Source organism: Dyella sp. AD56 (assembly GCF_002878475.1).
Taxonomy (GTDB): Bacteria; Pseudomonadota; Gammaproteobacteria; order Xanthomonadales; family Rhodanobacteraceae; genus Dyella.
In genome coordinates this window covers 43319-68723 of sequence record NZ_NRDP01000027.1, presented here as the reverse complement: position 1 = coordinate 68723, position 25405 = coordinate 43319, and the positions used below count along the sequence as shown (strand labels likewise).

The window sequence follows — 25405 nt, the reverse complement described above, 5'->3', positions numbered from 1 at the left end:
CACTGTCGGGGGCGCGTAAGCGCTCCTGACATTTTGAGGTTCAGGCCAGGCCGAGGTGGGCGGCGCACGCCTCGAACCGGTCGACCGCGTCGTCAACCGTGATCAGGTCCATCACGCCGGGCTTCTCGATCTTGGCGCCCCACGGAATCTCGCTGGAAGACTTGCCGAGGAAGGCAAGCGAAGCCTCATCGTACTTGTCCACGCACCAGCGCCGGTCGGAATAGGGGCCGGAACGGTTTGGATTGCTGGCGGCATGGAGGCCCAGCACCTTGCAGCCCACCGCGTTTGCCATATGCATCGGCCCGGAGTCCGGCGACAGCAGCATCGGCGCACGCACCAGCATGGCCATCATCTTCTTCAGCGTGTCCTTGCCCGTGAGGTCGACGGGGGCGTGGCGGCACGCGGCGAGGACGGCATCGGCCATGCTGCGTTCGAAGGAGGACGGGCCACCCACCAGCACCACACGCCAGCCGCGCGTAGCGGCATGGTCCATCACCGCGGCGTAGCGCTCAGGGCGCCAGTTGCGCAGCGAGTGGCTGGAGGTCGGGCTCACCAGCAGGGTGGGTTGTTCGCCGGGTAGCTGCTCAGCGGCCCAGGCATGGGCCTCCTCGGGGATCGGAATATCCCAACGCACCTGTGTCTGCTTGAGGCCCAACGGTTCGCAGAAGCTGCCCATGGCATCCAGCACGTGTTCGCCGGTGCGGGCGGGGATACGCTCATTGATCACCACGCCATGCCCATCCTTGGCCCGCGCCTTGTCGTAGCCGATGCGCTGGCGGGCTTTGACGAACAGGCTGAGCAGGTTGGAGCGCAGGGCGACCTGCATCTGCAGCAGCGCATCGAAGCGCTGGCCGTTCAGTGCATCGGCGACCGCGCGCATGCCGGCAAAACCGGCGCCCTTATCGAACGTGACGAAATTGACGCCGGGGATGTCGCCGACCAGTCGGCGCTCCAGCTTGCCTACGATCCAGGTGAGTTCAACCTGGGGCCACGCTGCCTGCAGGGTTCGCACCAGTGGCACGACGTGGGTTACGTCGCCGATGGCGGACGTGCGCAGGAGGCAGATGTAGGAGGGTGTGGGCATGAAGGGTGCTGGTCGATGTGGCGGCGTGGATTCGGGACGGCCCTCGGCTAGAATCACGGCACTTGGGCCTCAGGGCGGGTGTCTGACGTACAGATGGCGATGCAGGAACGAATTCGCGAAGGCGCCACAGGGGCGATTCTGTTCGACGCCACGGTGTCGCCACAAGTCGAGGATGACTGGTTCGAGCCGGAGGCGTGGCGCGAACGGGGTGCGTTACGCCAGCAATCCGGCGGTCGTGGCGGCGTCGCCATCATCGACACGTCGGCCGGCGAATGCGTGCTGCGTCATTACCGGCGCGGCGGGATGGTGGCGAAGCTGATGGGCGATCGCTACCTCTGGAACGGCGCCGATCACACCCGCAGCTTCATGGAGTTCCGCCTGCTTGCGCGCATCGCTGCGCTCGGGTTGCCAAGCGCGCCGCCCGTCGCCTGCCGCTATCGCCGGCATGGATTGCTCTACTCGGCCGACCTCATTACCCGTCGCATCACTCATGCCCAAACGTTGGCCGAGTGCTTGGCGTCGGGACGGCTGGACGGCGAAATGGCGGAGTTGGTGGGGGCGTTGGTTGCGCGGTTCCATCGCGCAGGCATCTGGCATGCCGATCTCAACGCCCATAATGTGCTGGTGACCGACGACGAGCTTTACCTGATCGATTTCGACCGCGGTCGCCAACGCGAACCCGCCGACAGCTGGCAACAGGCCAACCTGCAGCGCTTGCGCCGTTCGCTGGTGAAGCTGGGCGCGGCCTCACAGGGTGAGGCGGTGTTCGAGGAGCTGCTGTGGAAACCCTTGGTTTATCGCTATGAGCGTACCCTGAGAGCATGAACTGGTCCCTGCATTTCCTGGGTGTCGGCGCGGCGCACGCCGTGGAACTGGGCTCCTCGGCCGTTGTACTGGAGCGGGACGGCAAGCCGCTGCTGCTGATTGATTGCGGCCCCGATACGCTGGACCGCTACATCGCCGCCTACGGTGAGCCCCCGCACGCGCTATACATCACGCACACCCACATGGACCACATCGGGGGAATGGAGCGGTTGTTCTTCCGGCTGTGGTTCGACGATGCATGGCGCGGGCGCACCAAAGTGTTCGTGCATGCGGGGTTGATGCCGTGGCTGCAGGCACGCGTGGCGGATTACCCCAATGTGCTGGCCGAGGGTGGCGTCAATTTCTGGGAAGCCTTCCGCTTGGTGCCTTGCACGCGGGGATTTTGGCTGGATGGCTTGTGGTTCGACGTGTTCGGTACGCGGCACCATATGGCCGGTACGTCCTACGGCGTCGCCTTGGCGGGCAGTTTTGCCTATACCGGCGACACACGTCCGATTCCGGAAGTGCTTGCGCGGGTGGCGGCTGGCGCCGAATTCATTGCCCATGATTGCGGGTTGGTGGGAAATCCCTCGCACACGGGCATTGACGATATCGAACGCGAGTATCCGGAGTCGTGGCGGTCCCGCTTGCGTCTGTACCACTACGGCAGCGAAGCCGACGGGCAGGCATTGGCGTCGCGCGGCTATGCCGTTGCTCGTCCGGGCGAGCGCTTGACGCTCCCGGAACCGGCGCTGCCTCGCCCCGATGCCGGTTGACGTCTTTCACCACGGATTCCGAACACCATGTCCACGCCTTATCTCCAGAAACTGTTGCGTTACCGGGACTGGGCCGACCAGCTGACCTATGCGGCGGTCGCAGCGCTGCCCGAGGGTGCATCGACTTCTCCGCGTGCCACGGTCTTCGGCAACATGCTGCGTACGCTCAGCCATAGCTGGGTCGTCGACGACATTTTCCAGGCGCACCTGCAAGGGCGAGCCCATGGTCACACCAGTCGCAACACGCCCGAGCCGCTGCCGCTCGATGAATTGTGGGCAAAGCAGCAGGCCATGAATGCGTGGTACCGGGACTATGCCTCGACGCTCACGCCAGCACAGGCGGCCGAGGTGGTCACGTTCCAATTCATCGGTGGCGGGGAGGGGCGGATGACTCGCGAGGAGATGATCCTGCACGTGGTCAACCACGCCACTTACCACCGGGGTTTCGTGGCGGATATGTTTTACCAGGTGCCGGCCAAGCCGCCGGCAACGGACCTCCCCGTGTTCCTGCGGGACGTGCCGCAGGAGTGAGCCGGGCCGCCCCGCGCTATCTTGTGTGAACGGGCCCATCCCGCTATCCTTTCGCCTCTTTGCCGGGACGTGAGTCCCTGGCGAGCGGTTTCACCATTGCGGAGAGGTGTCCGAGTGGTTGAAGGAGCACGCCTGGAAAGTGTGTATACGGCTTATCCCCGTATCGCGGGTTCGAATCCCGCCCTCTCCGCCAGTGAGTGAAACCGGGCGCCGGCCTTGAGCCGACGCAAAATGCACGTCTCTATGGTGGCCCTGTCGGTCCCCCCGCGACGATAGTTCGTAAATTCCGCCAGGCCCGGAAGGGAGCAACGGTAGCGAATGATTCGGGTGCCGGGGTGTGGCTGGCAGGGCCGCCGCCTTTTCGGGCTTCCGCCAGGCCGTGATAGTCAGTGCTGACTTATCCCCCGCCGACTTGGCACAATCGGTACTTGCCCCAAGGTATACCGGAATGTCCTATCAGGTACTCGCGCGCAAATGGCGCCCTCGCAAGTTCGCTGAACTCGTCGGGCAGGAGCACGTCGTGCGCGCGCTCACCAATGCGCTCGACACCGGCCGCATGCACCATGCCTATCTGTTTACCGGTACGCGCGGCGTAGGCAAGACCACGATTGCGCGCATCTTCGCCAAGTCGCTGAACTGCGAGCGGGGCGAATCGGCCGATCCCTGCGGTGAATGCGCCGTCTGCACCGCGGTGGACGCGGGTCGTTTCGTTGACCTGCTTGAGATCGACGCCGCCAGTAACACCGGCGTGGACGATGTGCGCGAGGTGATCGAAAACGCGCAGTACGCGCCCGCCCGGGGGCGCTTCAAGGTGTACCTGGTCGACGAGGTGCACATGCTCTCCAAGCCGGCCTTCAATGCGTTGCTGAAGACGCTGGAAGAGCCGCCGCCGCACGTGAAGTTCCTGCTCGCTACCACCGATCCGCAGAAGCTGCCGGTGACGGTGCTGTCGCGCTGCCTGAAGTTCAACCTGAAGCGCCTGCTGCCCGAGCAAATATCCGGGCAGATGCGCCACATCCTTGGTGCGGAAAATATCCCCTACGAAGACGCCGCCATCGCCGAGCTGGCGCGTGGTGCGGATGGTTCGCTGCGCGACGGCTTGTCGCTACTGGACCAGGCCATCGCTTACGGTGGTGGCTCGCTACGCGTGGATGACGTGCGCGCCATGCTGGGCAGCGTCGCTCGCGGGCAGGTGCTGGGCCTCCTGCAGGCGCTGACGGAGGGCAGCGGCGAAGCACTGATGGCTGAGTGCACGCGCATTGCATCCTTCTCGCCTGATTTCGGCGGCGTACTGGACGACCTGGGCAGCGTGCTCCATCGCATTCAGCTGACCCAGCTCGTGCCGGGCTATCGGCCGGAGCAGGACGACAGTGACGGCGAGACATTGGTAGCGCTCGCCGGGCAACTGGCGCCGGAAGACGTGCAGCTGTACTACCAGATTGCTACTACGGGCCGCCGCGATCTGGCACTCGCGCCAGATGCTCGCACCGGCTTTGAAATGGCCATGTTGCGCATGCTCGCGTTTCGCCCCGCCGAAGGCGGTGGTTCGCAGGTCGAGCGTCCGGCGGCCAGCACCGCGCCACGCGCGCCGGCGCAGGCGCCACGCGCTTCGGCACCGGTGGCCAACGAGCGCATGCATATGGCCAGCGTGGCGGAACCATCACCCGTGCGCGCGGCTCCCGCACCTGCAGCGCCGCCGGCTGCCGCGCCCGCTCCGCGTGCGCCGATTGCGACGGACGCGCGCGGTCTGCCTCATTGGGACAGCCTGATCGAGCAGGCCAACCTGAGAGGCCCGCTGGGCCAGCTCGCCCAGAATGCCGCGCTGCGCGATCGCGAAGGGCAGACGCTGGTACTGGTCCTGCAGCCCATGCACATGCATCTGGCGGTCGAGCCCATGACCAGCCAGATGGAAGAACGCATCAGTCAGGCACTGGGTGAGCGCGTGAAGCTGCGTTTTGTCGAAGAGCGCGGCGCGGTGGGTGAAACCCCGGCAGCACGCGCCGCTAATGCGCGCGAAGCTGCGCAGTCGGCGGCCGAGCAGGCCATCGAGGAAGATCCACTGGTGCAATCGCTCAAGCGCGAATTCGGGGCGCGTGTTGTGCCTCAGTCGATCAAACCGTTTGAAAACTGAGAGATAGCGGAGTTATGCCATGAGAGGACAGATTGGTCAGCTGATGCAGCAGGCCCAGCGCATGCAGGAAGAAATGAAGCGTGCGCAGGAAGAGATCGCCAAGCTGGAAGTCACCGGCAGCGCCGGTGGCGGCCTCGTCACTGTTGTCATGACGGGGGCACACGAAGTGCGCCGCGTGCAGATCGATCGCAAGCTCTTCGCCGATGACCCGGAGATGGCAGAGGATCTGGTCGCCGCCGCGGTGAACGACGCGGTCAACAAGGTGGCGGACGTCAGCAAGAACAAGCTTGGCGGCGTGACCTCCGGCCTGAATCTTCCGCCCGGCTTCAAGATGCCGTTCTGAAGCGCTTCTGCGGGAGCGCGCTTTGTGGGCGGTCTCCCATGGAGCGGAGATGCCATCGCGGTACAGCGGCGAAAGCCGCTAACGAAAGTAACGATGCATCTCCCCAGTCGCGCGCAGGGTGCGCTTCTACAGTGATATTCGATTCATGAGCAAGCTTCTTACCGATCTCATCGAAGCATTGCGCTGCCTGCCCGGCGTGGGTGGCAAGAGCGCGCAGCGCATGGCCTTCCATCTGCTCGAACGCGACCGCGAGCGCGGGCAGCGCTTGGCGCTGGTGCTGGAGCAGGCTATGCGTGAGATCGGCAATTGCTCGCGCTGCCGCAATTTCAGTGAAGCGCCGGTATGCGCGCTGTGCTCTGGCAGCAGTCGTGATCGCCACCTGTTGTGCGTGGTGGAGTCGCCGACGGATCTGGCGGCCATCGAGCAGGCCACCGGATATCGCGGCCAGTATTTCGTCTTATTGGGGCGGCTGTCGCCGCTGGATGGGTTGGGGCCCGAGGAGCTCGGTCTCGATCAGTTGGTCGAGCGGCTGGGCGAAGGCGAGATCGAGGAAATGATCATAGCCACCAATCCCACCGTAGAAGGCGAAGCGACGGCACACTATCTCGCGCAACTCGCGCGTGCGGCCAGCGTACGCCCAACGCGATTGGCGCATGGCGTGCCCCTGGGGGGCGAGCTGGAATACGTCGATCGCGGCACGTTGGCGCACGCTTTCGGTAGCCGGCAGTCCGTGGACTGACGTGATGGAACCGATTCTCACCTTCGAGATTCCCGGCAACGAGGAATACCGCAGCCTACGTGCGGCGGCGGGCCTGAGTGTGATGTCGGAGCAGGGCGCAGCGATGGGCCTTCCGGCAAGTTGGAGTGCCGTTTGCGTACGCCTTGGCGATGCGTTGATCGGCATGGGGCGCGTGGTGGGTGATGGCGGCCTGTTCCTGTTCGTGGTGGATATCGCGGTGGCACTGACGTGGCAAGGCAAGGGGCTTGGTCGGCGCATCATGCAAGCCTTGATGGACGACGTGCATGCGCGTGCGCCTGCACGAACCATGGTCGCGCTCATCGCCGATGGCACTGCTCACACGCTCTATGCAAAGTTCGGGTTCAAACTCGTGGCGCCGGGCGCACACGGTATGCTGCTGCGTCTGACATAACGGCTAAGGAATCAGTCATGGGCGACACCATCTTCGGCAAGATCATCCGACGGGAAATTCCCGCCGACATCGTTTACGAAGACGATGACGTGCTGGCTTTCCGCGACCTCAATCCGCAGGCGCCGGTGCACGTGTTGTTCGTTCCGAAGAAGCCCATCGCTACGCTCGACGGTGCGACTACCGCCGATGCGGAATTGCTCGGCAAGTTGCAGCTTGCGGCGGCTGCCTATGCGCGACGCGAGGGGCTGGCGGATCAGGGTTATCGCACGGTGATCAATTGCAACGAGCACGGCGGGCAAACGGTGTTTCACCTGCACCTGCATCTGCTGGCCGGACGTCAGATGCATTGGCCGCCCGGCTGAGCATCGAACGACACGATCGCGATAAAAAAACGCCGGCGAAAGCCGGCGTTTTCTTTATACCTAGTTAGCGGCGCGAGGGCGGCGGGCGGACGATCACTCGGGTGGGGTAATAACCACCCCAGGCGCCCCAGCCACCCCACGGGCCCCACGGTCCCCAGCCTGGACCCCAATACGGGCCCCAGTAGGGGTCGTACCAACCGGGTCCGTAATTCACGGCGACGCGCTTGGGCCACAGATACACGACGTTGGCTTCCACGCGCGGATAGGCGTAGTTGTAATCGCCGATCTTCTCCGACACGTTGCCCTGGATGACACCAACAACCGTGATGTCGCGACCACGGGTGAATACTTCCGGGTCGTAGAAGCCAGCGCGGCAGGCGACGAAGCGGCCCTGCGTTTCGCTGTCGCTGCTCCCTTCTTTCGGGCGAGCCTGGTCATCCAGCGGACGCTGGAGCACGTAGAAGCAGGTTTCCTGCGGGCCCGGCTCAGTCTTGATGATCTGGCCGCCCCAGCGGATTTGGGCACCGCTTGCTCCGTTGCTTTCTTGCTGTGCGGAAACGGACGTGACCTGGGTGTACGTGCCCTGCAGCGGTTGCGGCACCGTTGCGCAGGCCGCCAGCGTGGCCACTGCGGTCGCGAGAATCAACGGCTTGTACATGGACATGACGCTTTTCTCCATCGTTTTGGTGGATGTGATGCATCCACGGTTCACTGTCATTTGAACACGCGACGCGGCCGAAAGTCCCGCGTGGCCAGTCGAAAGTTTTTTAGCAGGTCAGCGGGCGGTTCGTCGTGTGCATAGCGCAGTTCTAGATAGGTCCTCATCAATTGCTCGAGCTCGGCGCGCTGGTTGGGGAGGGCCCGCGCGGCGCGGCTGAGGTAATGCTGCGGTCCTTCGCTGCGTCGGCGGGCTACGCCTGCCGCAGCCAGCCGCTTCTCCAGCAACTGCATCGCCGCGCGCGCTTGATCCGTGTCGGGGCGCTTCCACAGCGCCCACCACAGGCCAAGCATCGCAAGCAGCGAGCCACCGATAGCGAGCACCAATCCCAGCATGCCCACGCTGGGGTCGCGCACTCCGAACGGCGTCAACAGCCCATGTTGCCGAAGCGAGTTGAAACCGATAACGCCTTGGTTCCACCACTGGTTGACGATATCCCACCGATTGCGCCATCCCAGCCACCAATGATTGGGCGACCAGTCAGCTGTCGAGGCATTGGCTGCTGCGGAGCCGGAACCTTGACTGATGCGCGTGGGGCGCACGGCAGCGGTGGGATCCAGCCGGACCCAGCCGCGCCGGGGAAGCCAGACTTCGCTCCATGCATGGGCGTCGGCCTGGCGTACGAGTAGATAGTTGCCCATGGTGTTCCAGTACCCGCCCTGGTAGCCGGTCACCACTCGCGCTGGAATGCCTGCGGCACGCATGAGCACAGTGAAAGACGATGCATAGTGCTCGCAAAACCCTTCGTGCGTGCCGAACAGGAAGTCATCGACGGCGTTGGTGCCCAACGGGGCTGGGGCCAGCGTGTAGCTGAAGCCGCCGTCGTGGAACAGGCCCATGGCGGCCTGGATGATTGCCGTGTCGTTGCTGCCGTACTGCGCTCGCCAGCGTGCGCCGAGCGCGTGGGCGCGCGGATCGAACCCTGCCGGCAATTGCAGGGCGTTGCTTCGATCGAGATCGCTTAGCTGCGTCTGCAGGTGATAGCCGGGGGCCGAGCCGAGCCGATAGGTAATGGGGTCATTCACCGGCTGATCGGAGCGCAGTTCCCGGTCCGGTCCGAGCTGCGCGTTGGTTGTCGCCTCGACAGGGATGTCCAGCGCAGGCAATACACGCTGACCCGTCGCTTCGAGACTAATCGTGTAGTGGATGACAGGGCCGTGTTGCTCGGCGGCGGCTGTACCTCTGCGTGGCAAAGAGCGCCAGGTGCGGCCGTCGTAGTTTCCCAGCACGTAGGCGCGGAAGTAACGCTGCTCGTTGTGCGGCGGCGGGCCTTCGAAAGTCACGCGCATGGCGGGGCTGTCATCCAGCAACACCTCCCCTAAATTGCCAGGCGACATATCTGGACTCAGGCCTGGCCGCGCCTGCGCGGCATTGGGGGCGCCCCACAGCGGGGAGCTCAGGCGCGGCAAGAAGAGAAATGCGACCAGCGCTAGCGGCAAGGACGCGCCCAGAAGGCCCAGGGCAGGCAGTAAATCGCGTGGCAGCGTGGTGGATTTGAGGTGAGCAGGCTCAAGTGCACGCAGCGTAGCGATGGCAGGCAAGAGGCCGAGCGCTACCAGCAAAGTCGCCACCAGACTCTGGTCGAACAACAGAGCAGACATCAGGGCGAAGCAAGCGAATGCGGTACCGACGCGGGCGTCTCTTGCGGTTTCCGTTTCCAGCAGCTTCAACACCATGAGGCCAGCGACCAACGCGGCCCCGGGTTCACGCCCGAACAGAGTGTCGTAGTGAAACACTACGGCGCCCACCAGTAGCGCGACTAGTGGAAGCTTGAGATAGGACGGCGCGTGACCCACGCGCTGGTGACGTTGCCGCCAACGCAGCCATAGCGTGGCAGCCAGGGGCAGCGTCAGCCACCAGGGAATGTGCGGCGCATGCACGCCGAGCACCACGGCGATGGTGATGCAGAGCAGGTCGAAAGGGCGCTGCTCAAGCGACGGCTGGGGTTTGCGCCGAAACAACGGCCAGCGAATCACGGTAGGCGCGCCAGCGCATTCATGCAATGCGCATAGTGACTACGGCCGTGGCCGAGGCTGATATCTTCGCTGGGCAGCCACAGGCTGGTCGGGCGGCCAACCGCTTCGGCTTCGCCTAGCCAGCGCGCCAGCCGTTCGATGCGCATCTCGGGAACCAACTGCGAGAGTTGCCGCCAGTCGAGCAGCCATTCCTCTTGGGCTTCGGGTTGTTCGAAGTCCTTCACAAGCAGGCTCTCGTGACGTGCACTGTGTTTCCAGGCGATGTGACGCTGGGGGTCGCCTACGCGGTACGCGCGCAATGCAGCGATGTCCTCGCCATGGTGCAGCCGTTGCTGCTTGCCGCCCTGGGCGGGCATGGCAGGGGGTGGTCCGCCGGTCTCGGGGTGCGGCCACACCAGGACGGATTGGTTCGGGTGGATCCAGCTCCACGCATGGAAAAGGCCCAGCGGCCAGTTGCTCCAGAGCTTGATGCGCGGCAATGGCTGCCAGCCTCGATGTTCGGTAGGCAGGTTCATCGAGACGACAACTTCACCCTGCGCGGCCACGGCAAAGGCTTCGATTTGACCGTCCATTTCGACATGGATGGACGCGTGGGCGTGGTCTCCGCCAACGAAGACCAGTTGCAGCACCATGGGCTCGCCGGCAATCGCGTGTCCGTGCCGCACGTTGGTCAAGCGCAATCCGTTGAGACTGCGGAATGCCACCAACATGCTCGCTGATGCAGCGGCGCCGAGCATGCAGGTCAGCATCAAGGCGGCATTGTTGGAGTAATTGAGCGCCCCCGTCAGCATGACCAGCAGCAGCACGGTGAATGCGCCGCCGAAGGCCGTGGGTACGATGTAGATGCGGCGCTGGTGCAACAGGATCGGAAGACTTTCCGGGCGCCGGTAGCGTGTGAGCGCCGGCAGGCGCCGTTCCGCCCAGTGCCGGAAGCGGCGAAGCGCTTCTTGCATCAATCCACCGCGACGTCGGCGAGCAGACTGCGGGCGAGACTGTCGCCGCTCGCGCGCGCGTGGTGACCAGACGATGCGCGGCCAGGGGGACAAAGAGTGCCTGGATGTCTTCCGGCAATACGTGTTGGCGGCCGCTCAGCAGCGCCCAAGCACGCGCGGCGCTGAGCAAGGCCAGGCCTGCGCGCGGTGACAAGCCCACGCGCACGTCCGCGTGGCGACGGCTTGCCGCCAGCAGGGCCTGCAGGTAGTCGAGCAGCGCGGAACTGGCGGTGACGGACTGCGCTTTGCGCGATAGTTCCGCCAGTCCGGCTGCATCCAGTTGCGGCGTGAGTTGGGCAAGCAGGTCGCGTCGATCACTGCCCGTGAGCAGCGCACGTTCGGCGGCAGCATCGGGGTAGTCGAGCGAGACGCGCAGCATGAAACGATCGAGCTGCGAATCGGGCAGGGGGAACGTGCCAGCGAGATCCAGCGGATTCTGCGTGGCGACGACAAAGAACGGTTGCGACAGCATGTGCGTCTGGCCGTCCACCGTCACCTGACCCTCCGCCATGGACTCGAGCAGGGCGCTCTGTGTTTTGGGCGTGGCGCGGTTGATTTCGTCGGCGAGCAGCAGGCCAGTGAAGATCGGGCCGGGATGAAAGCGGAACTGCCCCGTCTCGCGCTCGTAGACGCTGACGCCGATAATGTCCGAGGGCAGCAGGTCGCTGGTGAATTGCACGCGCTGGAAATCCAGTGCGAAGCTGGCGGCCAGAGCGTGTGCCAGCGTGGTCTTGCCAACGCCTGGTACGTCCTCCAGCAGAAGGTGCCCACCTGCCAGTAGGCAGGCAAAGGCCAATTTGACCTGGCGTGGTTTGCCCAACAACACGCGATTGACCTGGGCCATGGCGGCTTCCAGGCGCGTGCGTAGCGATTCATCGTGCAGCGGAGTGATGGCGGACATGGGCATGTGGCATCGGCGAGGGGCGGGGCAAGGCGGGGCGCATGCGTGACACACGCAGTGTAGCCGCGGGTCTTTGGCGCTGGCGAGCCATCTTCGTGATCGCCTTCGCGCTACTTGGCGTCGCCAAGCTGATGCTTGCCGCCAGCCTGTCGCCATTTGGTGACGAAGCGTTCTATTGGCAGGAAAGCCGGCATCTCGCTTGGGGCTACAGCGATCTGCCACCCCTGACAGCGCTGCTGATCCGGCTGGGCGAAAGCGTGGCGGGTCACAGCGTGCTCGGTATGCGCTGGCCTTTTCTTTTGGTCGGCAGCGCTTTGCCATGGCTGGTCCGCAGTTTTGCCTGCGACGCGTTCGACGAGCGCACGGGTTGGCAGGCAGCGCTGCTTTGCCTTGCCCTGCCGCTGGGAGGCAGCTTGGGCGTGTTGGCGTTGCCCGACGTGCCACTCACCGTAGCGATCATGGGCGCGCTGGTGGCGCTGATGCGGGCGCTGGATCGCGAGCGTGTCGTCGACTGGCTGCTGCTTGGCCTGGCGTTGGCAGTGTGCTGGCTGACCCACTATCGCGCCGCGATGGTCATGCTTGCAGGGTTGTTGTTTTGCCTGTTGGCCAAGCCGGGACGCAAGCAATGGCGCCGTCCTGGTCTGTGGCTGGCCTTGGGCGTGGCGGCACTGGGCTTGATCCCGCTGGTGGTTTCCAACTGGCAGCAACATGGTGCAGGCGTCCTGTTCCAGGTAGTAGACCGCAATCCGTGGCGTTTTCACGCCGATGCGCTGGTGCAGCCGTTGGAGCAGGCCGTGGCGTGCACGCCCTTGCTGTATGCGCTGTTGCTCTGGGCAGCGTGGCGCAGTTGGTGCCGCCGCGAGCAAGGGCAGCCGTGGGATCTGATCGCCATCGTCTCCGGCAGTTTCATTGTTGGCTACTTCGTCCTTGGTTTGTTCGCGGACGATCTGCGGTTTCGCGCGCACTGGCCTTTGCCAGGATATCTACCGCTGCTGGCGGCACTTCCGGTGCTGGTGCGCGAGCGAATGCCGTGGCGCCGTGGCTGGTTGGTGGCTGCTTTCGTACTCGCCGTGGCAGGCCAAGTGCTTGGCCTCGCATATCTGGGATTGGCTGCCAGTGACGGCGGTGCACGTGTGCTCGCCGGTTTCAAAGCATTTCCCGCGCGCTTCGTCGGCTGGCGTGAGAGCGGCGACATGGCGCGGCGGTTGCTCGTCGAGCATCCCAGCGTACTCGTGGCGGATAATTTCATGCTCGCCGCCGAGATCGATTTTCAATTGGATGGCAGTGTGGCGGTCTATGCGCTGGACAGTCCGCTCAACGTCAAGCACGGCCGTGCGCCGCAACTGGCCGTCTGGCAGCGTGACGAGGCAGCGCTGCGCGAACAGCATGCCGGCGAACCGATGTTGCTCGTCGTGGACGAAAAGGCGTTGCGCGTGCATGAACGCAGGAACTGGCTTGGCTCGCTATGCAGTCGCATTGACGCCGTCACGCCATCGGCACGGCTGGACCTGTTCGACGGCGGTCGGCGCATTGCGTTCTATGCAGGGCAAGTGCCCAAGGTCGCGCCGTTTACGGACGGAAGCGATGATTGCCTGGTCTGGCGCCGCGCTGCGGAAGCGGAAGCTGCGCGTTGAGGTGGATCAGGGCAGGGCGATGCCTGCTTCGCGCAACATCCGGGTGAGTGCGATCAGCGGTAGGCCGATCAGCGCAGAAGGATCCTCGTTGTTGATCCGCTCGAACAAGGCGATGCCCAAACCCTCGCACTTGAAGCTGCCGGCGCAATCCAGTGGCTGTTCCCTTTCGATATAGCGGTCGATCTCCTCCGTGCTCAGGCTGCGGAACATGACCACGGTATGGTCGACATGCACGCGATCCTGGCCGGTGCGGGTGTCATGCAAGCACAGCGCCGTATGGAAGTGCACTTCGCGACCGGAGCTTGCAGTCAACTGCGCATGGGCACGCTCCCGCGTTCCAGGCTTGTCGAGCACTGTGCCGGCCAGTTCGGCGACTTGATCAGAGCCGATAACTAGGGCGTCATCCAGGCCCTCGGCCGCTGCGCGGGCCTTTGCAATGGCCAGACGCAGGGCGCGATCGCTTGGTGTTTCGTGGGGAAGCGGGGTTTCGTCGGTGCCCGGCGCCCGCTGTTCGAAGTCGCCATAGACACGGCGAAGCAGCTCGGCTCGGTAGCGCGAGGTAGAGCCCAGGACCAGGATAGGAAGGCTCATGCGTCGTGTTCCCGTCGCAGGTGCTCGCGCATGGCGCTGTCCAGATCGTGCTGGGCACGGTCCAGGGCTGCCAGCAACGGGCGGAGCCGGTCTCGTGTATCATTCATGGACGAGACCGCATCATCCAGTTCCTTTTGGGCTGCCCGTGGCGCCTTGTCGCGGATCCATATGCGCTGCAGCAACAGAGAGCGCAGGCCTGCATCGATCGCGTGCCGGGCCTCCTGCTCGCTGCTGGCGGGGAGGTCCGGATTGAGTGACATCACCGCATAAGCCTGCTGGAGCCCGGCTCGGCAGGTCTTGAGGTCGCCCTCCAGCTTGTCGGCCAGTTCCAGTAGTTGATGGAGGCTGATAGCCCGGCGATCGGCGCGTCGCCGATAGGCGACAGTTGCGCCGACCAGGGCCGCCGCAAGGACTGCCAAGGCGGTAAGGCCAAGGATCAGGTAGGCATTCACGGAGGGCGGGCTCGCAAAAAGAATGGCCAAAGTCTGCCGTACCGAGGTCGTTCAGGCAAAATGGCGGACCAGGGTGGTCGCAGCGTTGCTAACCCGTTGACTTCAACACGTTGTAATCCTATGATTTCATGTCTATGTCCGTGACACTGCCAGAGTCCGTGGACGCTTGGCGCATGGTCTCGGCGCGGCGTTCGTTCCAAGGGGAATTGCCCGTGGCCGCTATGAAGCGGCTGGGCGGTGCCCTGGCCGTTATGGAAGGGATGGCGCAATACGAGCTGGATTTTGGTCGGGACGAGTTTGGTACGGCGTACCTCGATGTCCGTGTCCAGGTTCCGCTCACGCTGACTTGCCAGCGCTCCTTGGAGCCGTTTGTACTGCCTGTGACGGTCAATAGCCGACTCGGGTTGATCCGCTCCGAGCGCGAAGAGGCGGCCCTGCCGCCGGATGTCGAGCCGTTGCTGGTCGCTGACGACGCCAAGCTGAGTTTGCTGGACGTCATCGAAGACGAATTGTTGTTGGCTTTGCCGCTGATCCCGATCAATCCGGACAGCACGCTGCCTGAAGAAGTAGTAGGTCCCGAGCCGGAGGAATCCTCCAGTGAGGGGCGTCCCGATAACCCGTTCGCGGTTTTGCGCGAACTCAAGAAACATTGATTTAGCTGGAGACTCGCCATGGCCGTTGCCAAGAGCCGCAAGACCCCGTCCACCCGCGGCATGCGTCGTTCGCACGATGCGCTGAAGACCGTGCAGCTGGCCACCGATCCGACCAGTGGCGAGGTGCATCTGCGCCATCACGTCACCAAGGATGGCTACTACCGCGGTAAGAAAGTCATCGACACCAATACCTCGGTGGTCGAAGAGGATTGATCGTTCCCGCAAGGGATACGGTTTCGCATGGCGGCGCGATTTCGCGCCGCTTTGCGTTTGTGCGATCACCCACGTAACGTTGGCGGTTTGGAAGCCGGTTCAGGCCTTTTATTAGGGCTGTTCCATCCCAACCCGTCGCATGGAAAGTTAATGGCCCAGATCTATGCCCGCATCACTGGCACCGGCAGCGCGCTGCCCGAGCGAGTGGTGACCAACGCCGATCTTGAGAAGATCGTCGAGACCAGTGACGAATGGATTCGCTCCCGTACCGGCATTCAGCGCCGCCACATTGCCGCTGATGGCCAGACCACCGGCGATCTCGCCACCGAAGCCGCGGAGCGCGCCCTTGAGGCCGCCGGCGTCAAGGCATCCGAGCTTGACCTGATCGTGCTGGGCACGACTACGCCGGACATCATTTTCCCGTCCACCGCTTGCCTCGTTCAGCATCGCCTGGGCGCCAATGGCTGCGCGGCATTCGACGTCAATGCAGCTTGCTCGGGCTTCGTTTATGCCTTGGGCATCGCCGATAAGTTCATCCGCAGCGGCCAGTCCAAAAAGGTGCTGGTGATCGGTGCGGAAACGCTGACCCGCATGGTCGATTGGAGCGAGCGCGAGACCTGCGTGTTGTTCGGCGACGGCGCGGGCGCTGTGGTGCTGGAGGCCTCGGAAGAGCCGGGCATCTACGCGACGCTGTTGCACGCTGATGGCGGCTTCAAGCACTTGTTGTACAACCCGGTCGGCGTGTCGGCGGGTTTCACGGACGAGCCGAATCACGGCGTGCGCATCAACATGGCCGGTCGTGAAGTGTTCAAGGTTGCGGTGAAGACGCTGGACTCGCTGGTTGACGAGACGCTGCAGGCAGCTGGTATGGAGGCCTCGCAGATCGACTGGCTGATTCCGCACCAAGCGAACCTGCGCATCATTGAGGCGACGGCGAAGCGCCTGAATATGCCGATGGAGCAGGTCATCGTGACCGTACAGGAGCATGCCAACACCTCGTCCGGTTCGGTGCCGCTGGCACTGGATTACGCCGTTCGTACGGGCAAGGTGCAGCGCGGCCAGAACCTGCTGCTGGAAGCCTTTGGTGGCGGCTTTACCTGGGCGTCGGCGCTGCTGCGTTACTGATCTCAGAGCAACGCATGTTGAGAAATGCCGCCATACAAGGCGGCATTTTTTTGCTCGTCATTCCGGCGCACCCGAGTAAGGGGGTATGGGCCGGAATTCAGTGGTCGTGCCGCTGAGTTGTCGTGATGGCCGTGCCTTACCGTGGCTGGATAGCTTTGCTGTTGTGAAGCCCCTCCGGCCCTTGGCTCCTTTTGCGGGGCTTGCCCCCTTTTGCGGGGCCTGCCCCCTGTTGTGGGGTACGCCGGAATGACGAGTGAAAACAGGGTGCTCGCAAGCCTGGCAACCCGATGCGACCCCATATTGGAGCGAATACAGCTGCGTATGGCGCGCAATGCTGGCACCATTCCGTTTTTAGTTTTCGGACATTCACTCATCCATGACCCAGATCGCCGCTAACCTCGCTTTCGTTTTCCCGGGCCAGGGGTCGCAATCCGTTGGCATGTTGGCCGAGCTGGCCGGCGTGCATCCGGAAGTGAAGGCCACGTTTGACGAAGCGTCGCAGGGCGCTGGCATTGACCTGTGGGCGCTCAGCCAGCAGGGGCCTGAAGAAGAGCTCAATCGCACGGAAAACACGCAGCCAGCGTTGCTGGCGAGTAGCGTGGCTGTGTGGCGTGTGTGGCAGAAGTTGGGTGGTTCGCAGCCGGCGCAGATGTCTGGCCATAGTCTCGGTGAATACAGCGCACTGGTGTGCGCTGGCGCCTTGTCTCTGCATGATGCGGCCGCGCTGGTGGCTGAGCGTGGTCGTCTGATGCAGGCAGCCGTGCCGCCGGGAGTGGGCGCCATGGCTGCCATCCTGGGTGGCGATGACGCACAGATCGCTGCCGTGTGCGAAGAAGTGGCGCAGGGGCAGGTGGTGTCGCCCGCCAACTTCAATTCGCCGGGTCAGCTCGTCATCGCGGGCAACGCCGAAGCGGTGGATCGCGCGCTTGCCAAGCTGGCAGAGCAAGGTGTGAAGAAGGCCATCAAGCTGGCTGTCTCCGTACCTTCGCACTGCGCGCTGATGCGCGATGCGGCAGATCGCCTGGGTGAGCGCATGGCTTCCATCCAGTGGTCGTTGCCGGCAATCCCTGTTGTGCAGAACGCCGACGCACGCAGCCACGGCACGCTGGAGGATATTCGCGGCGCACTGCAGCGCCAGCTGTATCTGCCGGTGCGTTGGACGGAGTGCGTGCAGGCATTGGTCGCAGGCGGTGCGACGCGCGTGGCCGAAGCTGGTCCGGGCAAGGTACTCGCCGGCCTCATCAAGCGCATCGATAAGAGCGTCGAGGCTCGAGCCATCGGCACGCCGGTGGAGTTGGATGCCGCCCGCGCTGAATGGGCGTAAGGCGTCAAACGAATTCAAGCGGATTGGACCGATTGACGTCCAGCCATCCAAAGGGAAATGACACATGAGCAAGACTCTGCAAGGTGAAATCGCCCTCGTCACGGGCGCCAGCCGCGGTATCGGCGCCGCCATTGCCAACGAGTTGGCCGAACTCGGCGCCACCGTTATTGGCACCGCCACCAGCGAAAGCGGTGCTGCGGCGATTGGCGAGCGTCTTGCTGCGCACGGTGGTCATGGCCGCGTGCTCAACGTGACCGAAGGCGGCGCCATCGAGACCCTGATTGACGGCATCGCCAAGGAATTCGGCCCGGTGTCGATCTTGGTCAACAACGCCGGCATCACGCGTGACCAGCTCCTGATGCGCATGCGCGATGAAGATTGGCAGGCCATTCTTGATACCAACCTCACGTCCGTGTATCGCGCCTCCAAGGCGGTCATGCGCGGCATGATGAAGGCGCGCAAGGGGCGCATCATTTCGATCGCCTCCGTCGTCGGCGTCACCGGCAACCCTGGCCAGGCCAACTACGCAGCCGCCAAGGCCGGCATCATTGCGTTCTCCAAGTCGCTGGCGCGCGAGATTGGTTCGCGAGGCATCACCGTGAATGTGGTGGCGCCGGGCTTCATCGATACCGATATGACGCGTGCACTGCCGGAAGATGCACGTCAGGCCCTGCTGGGCCAGATCGCCCTGGGTCATTTGGGTCAGGCGTCCGATATCGCGAAGGCTGTGGCCTTCCTGGCGACCCCGTCTGCCGCTTACATCACGGGCGAGACCCTGCATGTCAACGGCGGCATGTACATGCCGTAAGGCGTGAAGAAAGGGCGCCAAACCCTTCTCCCGTCCTTCATTGTTTGAAACGCCAGGCCGCTCCCAGTATCGCTGGAGGGCTGTCCGGTGCACCGGCACGGGCCGGCTTAACAAGGAGTTGTCGCAAGCTCCATCGTTTTAGGCGACAATTGCTTCTTTCGCGCCGGCCCCGTGGCCTGCGTTTAACGATAGCTGGTGGATCATGGCGGCCTTGAGGCTTAGCCACTACAATCCGCCGGCGATATGCCGGCCACTGGCCGGTATTGACAGGTAACTACTCCTTGGGAGGTATTGGCAACATGAGCACCATCGAAGAGCGCGTCAAGAAAATCGTCATCGAGCAGCTGGGCGTGAAGGAAGAGGAAGTCACGGCGAACGCTTCGTTCGTGGACGATCTGGGCGCTGATTCGCTGGACACCGTCGAACTGGTGATGGCTCTCGAGGAAGAATTCGAGACCGAAATTCCGGACGAAGAAGCCGAGAAGATCACCACGGTGCAGCAGGCTGTTGATTACATCAAGGCCCACACCAAGGAGTGATCGCTCCTGCGGCGGACACGTCCACTGATGTGTCAGTCCATAGCGATACCGGAAGCTGCGCCACATTGGCGCAGTTTTCGTTTCTGCATTTTGCAACGTCCGATCCCGTATGGTGCGCACGGCGTGCCGCGCGGTCCGGATGACGTGGCCGCGGGATACGCAGACCGCCTGTCGCCAGCGACAGTGCCACGGAAACACGAGGGAAGATCAGCATGAGCAAACGACGTGTGGTTGTAACCGGCCTCGGCATTATTTCGCCGGTCGGCAACGATATCGCGACTGCCTGGGGCAACATCCTCAAGGGCGTCAGCGGCATCGGCGAGGTTACCCATTTCGACGCCACCGCCTATGCCACGCGCATTGCCGGCCAGGTACGTGATTTCGATCCGGCGGCGTGGATTGCCCCGAAAGAGATCAAGAAGATGGACCCGTTCATCCATTACGGCATCGCCGCGGGCACGCAAGCCCTGCGTGATTCCGGCCTGGAAGTGACGGAAGCGAACGCGCCGCGCATCGGCGTGGCAGTGGCTGCCGGCATCGGCGGCTTGCATACCATCGAGCACACCTCGATCGAACTGCACGACAAGGGGCCGCGTCGCGTGTCGCCGTTCTTCGTGCCGTCGTCGATCATCAACATGGTCTCCGGCCACCTGTCGATCATGAACGGCCTGAAGGGTCCGAACATCGCCTGCGTGACCGCGTGCACCACGGGTACGCACAACATCGGCCTGGCTGCGCGCATGATTCAGTACGGCGATGCCGATGTGATGATTGCCGGTGGCGCCGAGTTCGCCACCACCGGTACGGCGATGGCGGGCTTCTGCTCGGCCAAAGCCATGTCCACCCGCAACAACGAACCGACCAAGGCCAGTCGTCCGTGGGACAAGGATCGTGATGGCTTCGTGCTGTCCGACGGTGCCGGTGTGCTGGTGCTGGAAGAGTATGAACATGCCAAGGCACGTGGCGCGAAGATCTACGCCGAACTGGTGGGCTTTGGTATGAGCGGCGACGCGTTCCACATCACCGCACCCAGCGAGGGTGGTGAGGGTGCGGCGCGCAGCATGGACACGGCACTGAAAGACGGTCACCTCAACCCGACCGACGTGCAGTACGTCAACGCGCACGGTACTTCGACGCCGCTGGGTGACCTGGGCGAAGTGCTGGCCGCCAAACGCGTTTTCGGCGACCACGCCTACAAGTTGGCGATGAGCTCGACCAAGTCGGCCACGGGTCACCTGCTGGGTGCTGCCGGTGGTGTGGAAGCCATCTTCACCATCCTCGCCTTGCGCGACCAGGTGATGCCGCCGACCATCAACCTTGACGAGCCGGGCGAAGGCTGCGACCTCGACTTCGTGCCGCACACCGCGCGTGAAGCCAAGTTCGACGTGGCCATCTCCAACTCGTTCGGCTTTGGCGGCACCAACGGTACGCTCGCATTCCGTCGGGTGTGACCTCGTTCCATCGACGTACCCTGCACGGCCGGCGCGATCTGCTCGCGCCGGCCGCTGCATTTCCGGAGCGCTATCCGGGACTGCTTCAGAGCGTGACCCATGGCACACCGCAGTCGCGTTACGACATCCTGTTTGCGTACCCTCAGGAATCGCTGACCCTGCTTGCCGATGGCCAGCTTGTGGACGGGCAGGGATTCCCACGGCAAGGCCGCTTTCTGGATGCGCTCGACGACGCTTGGCGTGCAGAGCGTCTGCCTCGCGATGCCTCAAGTGATCTTCCGTTCCACGGCGGGTGGCTGTTGCTGCTGGCTTATGAGCTGGTCGGCGAGATCGAGACGCGCCTGCGTCTTCGTCCATCTGATCCGCTGCCTATCGCGATGGCATTGCGTTGTCCGGCGGCAGTGATCGTTGACCATGCCCGCGGATGCACAGTGCTGGTCGCCGAGACAGAGCATGGTGATTTGCTCGATGCGCTGGAGGCGGACCTCGACGTACCGCTTGAGGTGCCCGCCTTACCCGCGCCGGACGGCTGCGGAGAAGACGATCCCGCGTTGTTCCTCGATGGCGTGGCTCGCATTCATGAACATCTGCATGCCGGCGATATCTTCCAGGTGAATCTCTCGCGGGCATGGCGTGCGCATTATTCGACGCCACCGGCTCCGGCGCAGCTGTACCAGTCGCTGCGGCAAGCCAATCCCGCGCCGTTCGCCGGCCTGTTCCAGCAGCCGGAATGGGCGGTGGTTAGCTCATCCCCGGAACGCTTGGTGGAAGTGCGTGGCAGCCTTGCGCAGACCCGCCCGATCGCGGGCACGCGTCCGCGTACACCGGGCGACGATGATGTCGCGCGCATCCGCGAACTCAGCACGCACCCGAAGGAACGGGCCGAGCACGTCATGCTGATTGATCTGGAGCGCAACGACCTCGGGCGTGTCTGCGTGCCAGGGACGGTCGAGGTCAACGAGCTGATGGTGGTCGAGAGCTACGCGCACGTGCATCACATCGTTTCGAACGTGCGCGGTCGCCTGCGTGATGATGTGACGCCGGGCGAGGTCATCGCCGCCACGTTCCCCGGCGGCACCATCACCGGATGTCCCAAGGTGCGCTGCATGGAGATTATCGCAGCGCTGGAGCACGCGCCGCGTGGCGCATATACAGGGGCGATGGGTTATCTGGATCGCAGTGGCGATCTTGATCTGAACATCCTCATTCGCACCTTCGCGCTGATGGGCTCGGACGTTACCTTGCGTGCAGGCGCCGGCATCGTCGCCGACTCCGTGGCGGAGAAGGAGCTGGACGAAACGCATGCCAAGGCACGTGGCTTGCTTCGCGCGCTGGGGGTGCAGGGGTGATGGCTGGCCGCGTGCTGGTCAATGGCGTGTCGGCGGCGACGGTTTCCGTGTTCGATCGTGGGTTGTCCTATGGGGATGGCCTGTTTGAAACGATTCGTTTTGTGCATGGCGTGGCACCACTGTGGACGCGGCACATGGCGCGCCTGCGCGACGGTTGCCGCCGGTTGCAGTTGCCACCGCCGGATGTCGCGACGTTGTCGAACGAGTCGGCGGTCGTTGCCTCGGGCATGGATCACGCGGTGGTGCGGATCAGTGTTACGCGTGGCATGGGCGAGCGTGGCTATGCACCGCCGCCGTCGCCCGTGGCAACCCGCATCGTGGCCGGATTCGAGGCGCCACCGATGAGCGGTGATGTTTACGCTTCCGGAGTGCGTGCGCGCTGGTGTGAAACGCGACTCGGCCTGCAGCCGTTGCTTGCGGGTTTGAAGCATCTCAATCGATTGGAGCAGGTGCTGGCACGTGCCGAATGGTTAGATCCCTCGGTGGGTGAAGGCCTGATGTGTGATATCGACGGATACGTGATTTCCGGCACCATGACCAACCTGTTCGCCGTGCTGGATGGTGAGCTCATGACGCCGATACTGGATCGCTGCGGCGTCGCCGGCGTGGCCCGGGCCGAAGTCCTGGCGGCTAGGCCGGCGGCACGTGTCATGGCCATGCGTCCTGAGGAGCTGGCGCAGGCGAGCGAAGTCTTCCTCAGTTCGAGCGTCCGGGGCATTCTGCCTGTTCAGGCCGTGGGCGATACCGTGTATGGTCCCGGCCCGGTGACCCGCGCCTTGCAGCAGCATTGGCGCGACCTGGGCTTTCCGATGGAGCAGGCATGAGTCGATACAAGATGCAGGGGCGGGCGTTCTGGCGTGTTCTGATCGTGTTGGTATTGCTGGCGGTGGCCGGCGGCCTCGTCTACGGTTGGATGGACTACCAGCGATTCGCTGGCAAACCTTTGGCGGTGTCGGCGCAAGCCCCAAGCATCGACGTAGCCAAGGGTAGTAACCTGCGTGACGTGGTCGGCCTGCTGCACCAGCAGCATGTGACAAATACTGGGCCGCTGTACTGGCGCCTGCTGGCCGAGCAACTGCGTGTCGCGGGCCGCCTGCATGCGGGCGAATATGCCTTGACCAGCGGCATGACGCCACGCGACCTGTTGCTCAACATGGCGGCGGGCAAGGTCGTGCAGCGCAACTTCACCATCGTGGACGGCTGGAATTTCCACGATGTGCGCCAGGCGCTGGCCAAGGCCGACAAGCTCCGACAGGATGGCGTGGCGCTTGACGACACGGACCTGATGGCGAAGATCGGTGCGCCGGGCGAGATGCCCGAAGGGCAATTCCTTCCCGAAACCTATGCCTACGTGAAAGGCGACAGCGATCTTGACATCCTGCGCCGCGCGCACGCCGCGATGAAGAAGATGCTCGACACGCTGTGGGTTCAGCGCGACAAGGACTTGCCGCTGGCGACGCCTTACGATGCACTGATCCTCGCGTCGATCGTGGAAAAGGAAACCGGGCGCGCGGACGAGCGACCACGCATTGCCGGCGTGTTCATTCGTCGCCTCCAAACCCACATGTTGCTGCAGACAGACCCCACGGTGATCTACGGCATGGGTGATGCGTACGCCGGCAACATCCACAAGTCCGATCTCACCACGGATACGCCGTACAACACCTATACCCGTCAGGGCCTGCCGCCCACGCCAATCGCCATGCCGGGCAAGCCTGCACTCCTGGCTGCCTTGCACCCGGCGTCGGGCACAGAGCTTTATTTCGTCGCGCGTGGCGACGGTACCCATGTGTTCTCCAGTACGCTGGACGAGCACAATCGCAATGTCGCCTGCTATCAGTTGAAGCGTTGTCAATGAAACGAGGCAAACTCATTACGCTTGAAGGCGGCGAAGGCGCCGGCAAGAGCACACTGCTCGCTGGCTTGCAGAAGCATCTGCTGGCCCAGGGCGTGGACCTCGTGCAGACGCGCGAGCCGGGCGGTACGCCGCTAGGCGAGGCGGTGCGGGCGATCGTGCTCGATCCCGCGCATCGCGACATGAGCGCGGAATCCGAATTGCTGCTGATGTTCGCCTCGCGCGCGCAACTGGTGCGTGAGTGCATCGAGCCAGCACTTGCCGCAGGGCGATGGGTGCTGTGCGATCGCTTCACCGACGCCAGCTATGCCTATCAAGGCGGTGGCCGCGGTGTGCCGACAGAGCGCATTGCGTTGCTGGAGCAATGGGCTACGCACGGATTGACACCTGACCTGACCTTGTTGCTCGATCTGCCGGTGGCAACGGGGCGCGCGCGTGCGGCCGGGCGCGGCGCGGCGGATCGCATTGAGGTGGAAGGCGACAATTTCTTCGAGCGCGTGCGTTCGGCTTATCGTGGGCGGGCCGCGGCGGAACCGGCGCGTTTTCGCATTATCGATGCCTCGCTGACGCCACCTGAAGTACTGGCGGCGGCGATCGATGCCACCCGCCATCTGTTTGGAGCCGTCGCATGAGCGCCATGCCTTGGCACGCCGAGCACTGGGCCCGATTGCAGGCTCGTCGTGCGCGCGATGCCATGCCTCACGCACTGTTGCTGTGCGGCCCGGAGGGCCTGGGTAAGCGGGATTTCATGCGCCGCTTCGCCGAAGGTCTCTTGTGCCAGCGACCGCAGGACGGCGAACCCTGCCGCCAGTGCCGCAGCTGCCTTTTGTTCGCGGCAGGGACGCATCCGGATTTCGCCGTGCTGAGTTTCGGTTTGCGCAAGGATGGCGTGCAGCGTAGCGAGATCGTGGTCGACCAGGTCCGTGAGTTGTCGGCGCGCCTGGCCATGGCGAGTCAGTTCGGCGGATGGCAGATCGTCTGCATTGATCCGGCTGACGCCATGAATGCAGCTGCCGCCAACGCCTTGCTCAAGACGCTGGAAGAGCCTTCGCAGCAGACTCTGCTGCTGCTGGTAGCCGATGCGCCATGGCGTTTGCCGCAGACCATCCGCAGCCGTTGCCAGCGCATCGAGTTCCACTTGCCTCCGCGTGAAGAAGCTTTGTCCTGGTTGCAGCAGCACGGTGTCAAGGATGGAGCTGCTGCGCTCGACGCTGCTGGCGGCAATCCGGGGCTGGCGCATGCCTGGGTAGAGCAGGGCGCGCTCGTCCGCCGACAGGAGGTGCGCAAGGATCTCGGCGCGCTGGCGGCAGGGCGGGGTGAGGCGATGGAAGTGGCCAAGCGCTGGCTCGACAACGAGCCGGAGCAGCGGCTCTGGTTTGCCGCACAGGCGGCCGCAGACGAGATGAAGGCGCGCGCCGCGGCGGGGCAGGGGCCGTTGGTCAGCCAGCTCGACGCCGAAGGGCTGGATCAGTGGTACATGGCGGCGAACCGTACACGCGATTCCTTGCGTGGTCCGTTGCGAGGCGACTTGCTGTTGCTGGAGTTGCTTGCCCGTTGGCATTAAGCGGGCTTTGACGCCCCACTGTCACATCAGCCTTCACTTCGGGAAAGCCCGCTGACAGGCCATCTACCTACGCTTCCC

At 63.9% G+C, this 25405-nt stretch carries 27 protein-coding genes, 1 tRNA gene, 1 other RNA gene and 1 pseudogene; 23 read left to right on the top strand and 7 right to left on the bottom strand.

Annotation, left to right across the window (positions count from 1 at the left end; genetic code table 11):
* Positions 1–40: 40 nt before the first annotated feature.
* A complete protein-coding gene (locus DyAD56_RS18145; protein ID WP_102304218.1) occupies positions 41–1084 on the bottom strand; it encodes a glycosyltransferase family 9 protein in 1044 nt (347 codons plus the stop codon).
* Positions 1085–1177: 93 nt separating this feature from the next.
* On the opposite strand from DyAD56_RS18145, the gene DyAD56_RS18140 reads away from it, so the two are divergent.
* The 10 genes from DyAD56_RS18140 (at position 1178) to DyAD56_RS18095 (ending at position 7182) form a co-directional block, all read left to right on the top strand.
* Positions 1178–1909, top strand: coding sequence for a 3-deoxy-D-manno-octulosonic acid kinase (locus DyAD56_RS18140; protein ID WP_102304216.1), 732 nt, complete (start codon positions 1178–1180; stop codon positions 1907–1909).
* Complete coding sequence (locus DyAD56_RS18135; RefSeq protein WP_102304214.1) at positions 1906–2664, top strand: MBL fold metallo-hydrolase; 759 nt, start codon at positions 1906–1908, stop codon at positions 2662–2664. The genes DyAD56_RS18140 and DyAD56_RS18135 overlap by 4 nt, the downstream gene beginning before the upstream one ends.
* Before the next feature lie 27 nt (positions 2665–2691).
* Positions 2692–3195, top strand: coding sequence for a DinB family protein (locus DyAD56_RS18130; RefSeq protein WP_102304213.1), 504 nt, complete (start codon positions 2692–2694; stop codon positions 3193–3195).
* Between the two features lie 100 nt (positions 3196–3295).
* Positions 3296–3388, top strand: a tRNA-Ser gene (locus DyAD56_RS18125).
* 60 nt (positions 3389–3448) lie between these two features.
* An RNA gene (gene ffs, locus DyAD56_RS18120) (signal recognition particle sRNA small type) lies at positions 3449–3545 on the top strand.
* A 98-nt stretch (positions 3546–3643) separates the two neighbouring features.
* Entirely contained in the window at positions 3644–5326 is a 1683-nt protein-coding gene (gene dnaX / locus DyAD56_RS18115; RefSeq protein ID WP_102304211.1) for a DNA polymerase III subunit gamma/tau, read from the top strand.
* Positions 5327–5345: 19 nt separating this feature from the next.
* Complete coding sequence (locus DyAD56_RS18110; protein WP_026033630.1) at positions 5346–5669, top strand: YbaB/EbfC family nucleoid-associated protein; 324 nt, start codon at positions 5346–5348, stop codon at positions 5667–5669.
* Positions 5670–5814: 145 nt separating this feature from the next.
* Positions 5815–6408: a recombination mediator RecR gene (recR, locus tag DyAD56_RS18105; protein WP_102304209.1), complete on the top strand. Its 594-nt coding sequence runs from the start codon at positions 5815–5817 to the stop codon at positions 6406–6408.
* A gap of 4 nt (positions 6409–6412) precedes the next feature.
* Entirely contained in the window at positions 6413–6820 is a 408-nt protein-coding gene (locus tag DyAD56_RS18100; protein ID WP_102304207.1) for a GNAT family N-acetyltransferase, read from the top strand.
* Between the two features lie 17 nt (positions 6821–6837).
* Positions 6838–7182 carry a histidine triad nucleotide-binding protein gene (locus tag DyAD56_RS18095; RefSeq protein WP_102304206.1) on the top strand — a complete coding sequence of 115 codons (345 nt, stop codon included), beginning with the start codon at positions 6838–6840 and terminating at the stop codon, positions 7180–7182.
* Between the two features lie 64 nt (positions 7183–7246).
* Here the strand turns inward: DyAD56_RS18095 and DyAD56_RS18090 are convergent, their stop codons facing one another.
* From DyAD56_RS18090 to DyAD56_RS18075, 4 genes and pseudogenes are all read right to left on the bottom strand, one after another.
* Complete coding sequence (locus DyAD56_RS18090) at positions 7247–7846, bottom strand: Slp family lipoprotein (RefSeq protein ID WP_102304204.1); 600 nt, start codon at positions 7844–7846, stop codon at positions 7247–7249.
* A gap of 50 nt (positions 7847–7896) precedes the next feature.
* A complete protein-coding gene (locus DyAD56_RS18085) occupies positions 7897–9876 on the bottom strand; it encodes a DUF3488 and transglutaminase-like domain-containing protein (protein WP_343125311.1) in 1980 nt (659 codons plus the stop codon).
* Positions 9873–10448, bottom strand: coding sequence for a DUF58 domain-containing protein (locus DyAD56_RS24340; RefSeq protein ID WP_233202621.1), 576 nt, complete (start codon positions 10446–10448; stop codon positions 9873–9875). The genes DyAD56_RS18085 and DyAD56_RS24340 overlap by 4 nt, the downstream gene beginning before the upstream one ends.
* Before the next feature lie 380 nt (positions 10449–10828).
* Positions 10829–11769, bottom strand: a pseudogene (locus tag DyAD56_RS18075) (MoxR family ATPase).
* Between the two features lie 41 nt (positions 11770–11810).
* Here DyAD56_RS18075 and DyAD56_RS18070 point away from each other — a divergent pair.
* A complete protein-coding gene (locus tag DyAD56_RS18070) occupies positions 11811–13403 on the top strand; it encodes a glycosyltransferase family 39 protein (protein WP_102304201.1) in 1593 nt (530 codons plus the stop codon).
* Between the two features lie 6 nt (positions 13404–13409).
* On the opposite strand, the gene DyAD56_RS18065 is transcribed toward DyAD56_RS18070, so the two are convergent.
* A complete protein-coding gene (locus DyAD56_RS18065; protein WP_102304200.1) occupies positions 13410–13994 on the bottom strand; it encodes a Maf family nucleotide pyrophosphatase in 585 nt (194 codons plus the stop codon).
* Positions 13991–14446: a hypothetical protein gene (locus DyAD56_RS18060; RefSeq protein WP_102304198.1), complete on the bottom strand. Its 456-nt coding sequence runs from the start codon at positions 14444–14446 to the stop codon at positions 13991–13993. The genes DyAD56_RS18065 and DyAD56_RS18060 overlap by 4 nt, the downstream gene beginning before the upstream one ends.
* 173 nt (positions 14447–14619) lie before the next feature.
* On the opposite strand from DyAD56_RS18060, the gene DyAD56_RS18055 reads away from it, so the two are divergent.
* From DyAD56_RS18055 to holB, 12 genes are all read left to right on the top strand, one after another.
* The gene (locus tag DyAD56_RS18055) at positions 14620–15099 is read left to right on the top strand and encodes a YceD family protein (RefSeq protein ID WP_102304313.1); all 480 of its coding nucleotides are present in this window, start codon (positions 14620–14622) and stop codon (positions 15097–15099) included.
* Between the two features lie 18 nt (positions 15100–15117).
* The gene (gene rpmF, locus DyAD56_RS18050; RefSeq protein ID WP_019466219.1) at positions 15118–15312 is read left to right on the top strand and encodes a 50S ribosomal protein L32; all 195 of its coding nucleotides are present in this window, start codon (positions 15118–15120) and stop codon (positions 15310–15312) included.
* 150 nt (positions 15313–15462) lie between these two features.
* Positions 15463–16437, top strand: a complete 975-nt coding sequence (locus tag DyAD56_RS18045) for a beta-ketoacyl-ACP synthase III (protein ID WP_102304196.1) — start codon at positions 15463–15465, stop codon at positions 16435–16437.
* Positions 16438–16813: 376 nt separating this feature from the next.
* Positions 16814–17761: an ACP S-malonyltransferase gene (gene fabD / locus DyAD56_RS18040; protein ID WP_102304195.1), complete on the top strand. Its 948-nt coding sequence runs from the start codon at positions 16814–16816 to the stop codon at positions 17759–17761.
* A 64-nt stretch (positions 17762–17825) separates the two neighbouring features.
* The gene (fabG, locus tag DyAD56_RS18035) at positions 17826–18569 is read left to right on the top strand and encodes a 3-oxoacyl-ACP reductase FabG (protein WP_102304193.1); all 744 of its coding nucleotides are present in this window, start codon (positions 17826–17828) and stop codon (positions 18567–18569) included.
* 299 nt (positions 18570–18868) lie between these two features.
* Entirely contained in the window at positions 18869–19108 is a 240-nt protein-coding gene (gene acpP, locus DyAD56_RS18030; protein WP_019466215.1) for an acyl carrier protein, read from the top strand.
* A gap of 212 nt (positions 19109–19320) precedes the next feature.
* A complete protein-coding gene (fabF, locus tag DyAD56_RS18025) occupies positions 19321–20559 on the top strand; it encodes a beta-ketoacyl-ACP synthase II (RefSeq protein WP_102304191.1) in 1239 nt (412 codons plus the stop codon).
* The gene (locus DyAD56_RS18020; protein WP_102304190.1) at positions 20556–21908 is read left to right on the top strand and encodes an aminodeoxychorismate synthase component I; all 1353 of its coding nucleotides are present in this window, start codon (positions 20556–20558) and stop codon (positions 21906–21908) included. The genes fabF and DyAD56_RS18020 overlap by 4 nt, the downstream gene beginning before the upstream one ends.
* Positions 21908–22732 carry an aminodeoxychorismate lyase gene (gene pabC / locus DyAD56_RS18015; RefSeq protein ID WP_102304312.1) on the top strand — a complete coding sequence of 275 codons (825 nt, stop codon included), beginning with the start codon at positions 21908–21910 and terminating at the stop codon, positions 22730–22732. The genes DyAD56_RS18020 and pabC overlap by 1 nt, the downstream gene beginning before the upstream one ends.
* Entirely contained in the window at positions 22729–23766 is a 1038-nt protein-coding gene (mltG, locus tag DyAD56_RS18010) for an endolytic transglycosylase MltG (protein ID WP_102304188.1), read from the top strand. The genes pabC and mltG overlap by 4 nt, the downstream gene beginning before the upstream one ends.
* Positions 23763–24395, top strand: coding sequence for a dTMP kinase (gene tmk, locus DyAD56_RS18005; protein WP_199179032.1), 633 nt, complete (start codon positions 23763–23765; stop codon positions 24393–24395). The genes mltG and tmk overlap by 4 nt, the downstream gene beginning before the upstream one ends.
* Positions 24392–25327, top strand: coding sequence for a DNA polymerase III subunit delta' (gene holB / locus DyAD56_RS18000; protein WP_102304185.1), 936 nt, complete (start codon positions 24392–24394; stop codon positions 25325–25327). The genes tmk and holB overlap by 4 nt, the downstream gene beginning before the upstream one ends.
* The last annotated feature ends 78 nt before the right edge of the window (positions 25328–25405 follow it).

Bases quoted from the DNA above. Each gene is read 5' to 3' on its own strand.
- DyAD56_RS18055 (WP_102304313.1), top strand. From the start codon at position 14,620: ATGGTCTCGGCGCGGCGTTCGTTCCAAGGGGAATTGCCCGTGGCCGCT.
- DyAD56_RS18135 (WP_102304214.1), top strand. From the start codon at position 1,906: ATGAACTGGTCCCTGCATTTCCTGGGTGTCGGCGCGGCGCACGCCGTG.
- DyAD56_RS18145 (WP_102304218.1), bottom strand. From the start codon at position 1,084: ATGCCCACACCCTCCTACATCTGCCTCCTGCGCACGTCCGCCATCGGC.
- DyAD56_RS18045 (WP_102304196.1), top strand. From the start codon at position 15,463: ATGGCCCAGATCTATGCCCGCATCACTGGCACCGGCAGCGCGCTGCCC.
- fabG (WP_102304193.1), top strand. From the start codon at position 17,826: ATGAGCAAGACTCTGCAAGGTGAAATCGCCCTCGTCACGGGCGCCAGC.
- DyAD56_RS24340 (WP_233202621.1), bottom strand. From the start codon at position 10,448: ATGGACGGTCAAATCGAAGCCTTTGCCGTGGCCGCGCAGGGTGAAGTT.
- tmk (WP_199179032.1), top strand. From the start codon at position 23,763: ATGAAACGAGGCAAACTCATTACGCTTGAAGGCGGCGAAGGCGCCGGC.
- DyAD56_RS18065 (WP_102304200.1), bottom strand. From the start codon at position 13,994: ATGAGCCTTCCTATCCTGGTCCTGGGCTCTACCTCGCGCTACCGAGCC.
- holB (WP_102304185.1), top strand. From the start codon at position 24,392: ATGAGCGCCATGCCTTGGCACGCCGAGCACTGGGCCCGATTGCAGGCT.
- rpmF (WP_019466219.1), top strand. From the start codon at position 15,118: ATGGCCGTTGCCAAGAGCCGCAAGACCCCGTCCACCCGCGGCATGCGT.
- DyAD56_RS18090 (WP_102304204.1), bottom strand. From the start codon at position 7,846: ATGTCCATGTACAAGCCGTTGATTCTCGCGACCGCAGTGGCCACGCTG.
- recR (WP_102304209.1), top strand. From the start codon at position 5,815: ATGAGCAAGCTTCTTACCGATCTCATCGAAGCATTGCGCTGCCTGCCC.
- DyAD56_RS18100 (WP_102304207.1), top strand. From the start codon at position 6,413: ATGGAACCGATTCTCACCTTCGAGATTCCCGGCAACGAGGAATACCGC.
- fabD (WP_102304195.1), top strand. From the start codon at position 16,814: ATGACCCAGATCGCCGCTAACCTCGCTTTCGTTTTCCCGGGCCAGGGG.
- acpP (WP_019466215.1), top strand. From the start codon at position 18,869: ATGAGCACCATCGAAGAGCGCGTCAAGAAAATCGTCATCGAGCAGCTG.
- DyAD56_RS18130 (WP_102304213.1), top strand. From the start codon at position 2,692: ATGTCCACGCCTTATCTCCAGAAACTGTTGCGTTACCGGGACTGGGCC.
- DyAD56_RS18095 (WP_102304206.1), top strand. From the start codon at position 6,838: ATGGGCGACACCATCTTCGGCAAGATCATCCGACGGGAAATTCCCGCC.
- mltG (WP_102304188.1), top strand. From the start codon at position 22,729: ATGAGTCGATACAAGATGCAGGGGCGGGCGTTCTGGCGTGTTCTGATC.
- fabF (WP_102304191.1), top strand. From the start codon at position 19,321: ATGAGCAAACGACGTGTGGTTGTAACCGGCCTCGGCATTATTTCGCCG.
- DyAD56_RS18070 (WP_102304201.1), top strand. From the start codon at position 11,811: ATGCGTGACACACGCAGTGTAGCCGCGGGTCTTTGGCGCTGGCGAGCC.
- DyAD56_RS18110 (WP_026033630.1), top strand. From the start codon at position 5,346: ATGAGAGGACAGATTGGTCAGCTGATGCAGCAGGCCCAGCGCATGCAG.
- pabC (WP_102304312.1), top strand. From the start codon at position 21,908: ATGGCTGGCCGCGTGCTGGTCAATGGCGTGTCGGCGGCGACGGTTTCC.
- dnaX (WP_102304211.1), top strand. From the start codon at position 3,644: ATGTCCTATCAGGTACTCGCGCGCAAATGGCGCCCTCGCAAGTTCGCT.
- DyAD56_RS18140 (WP_102304216.1), top strand. From the start codon at position 1,178: ATGGCGATGCAGGAACGAATTCGCGAAGGCGCCACAGGGGCGATTCTG.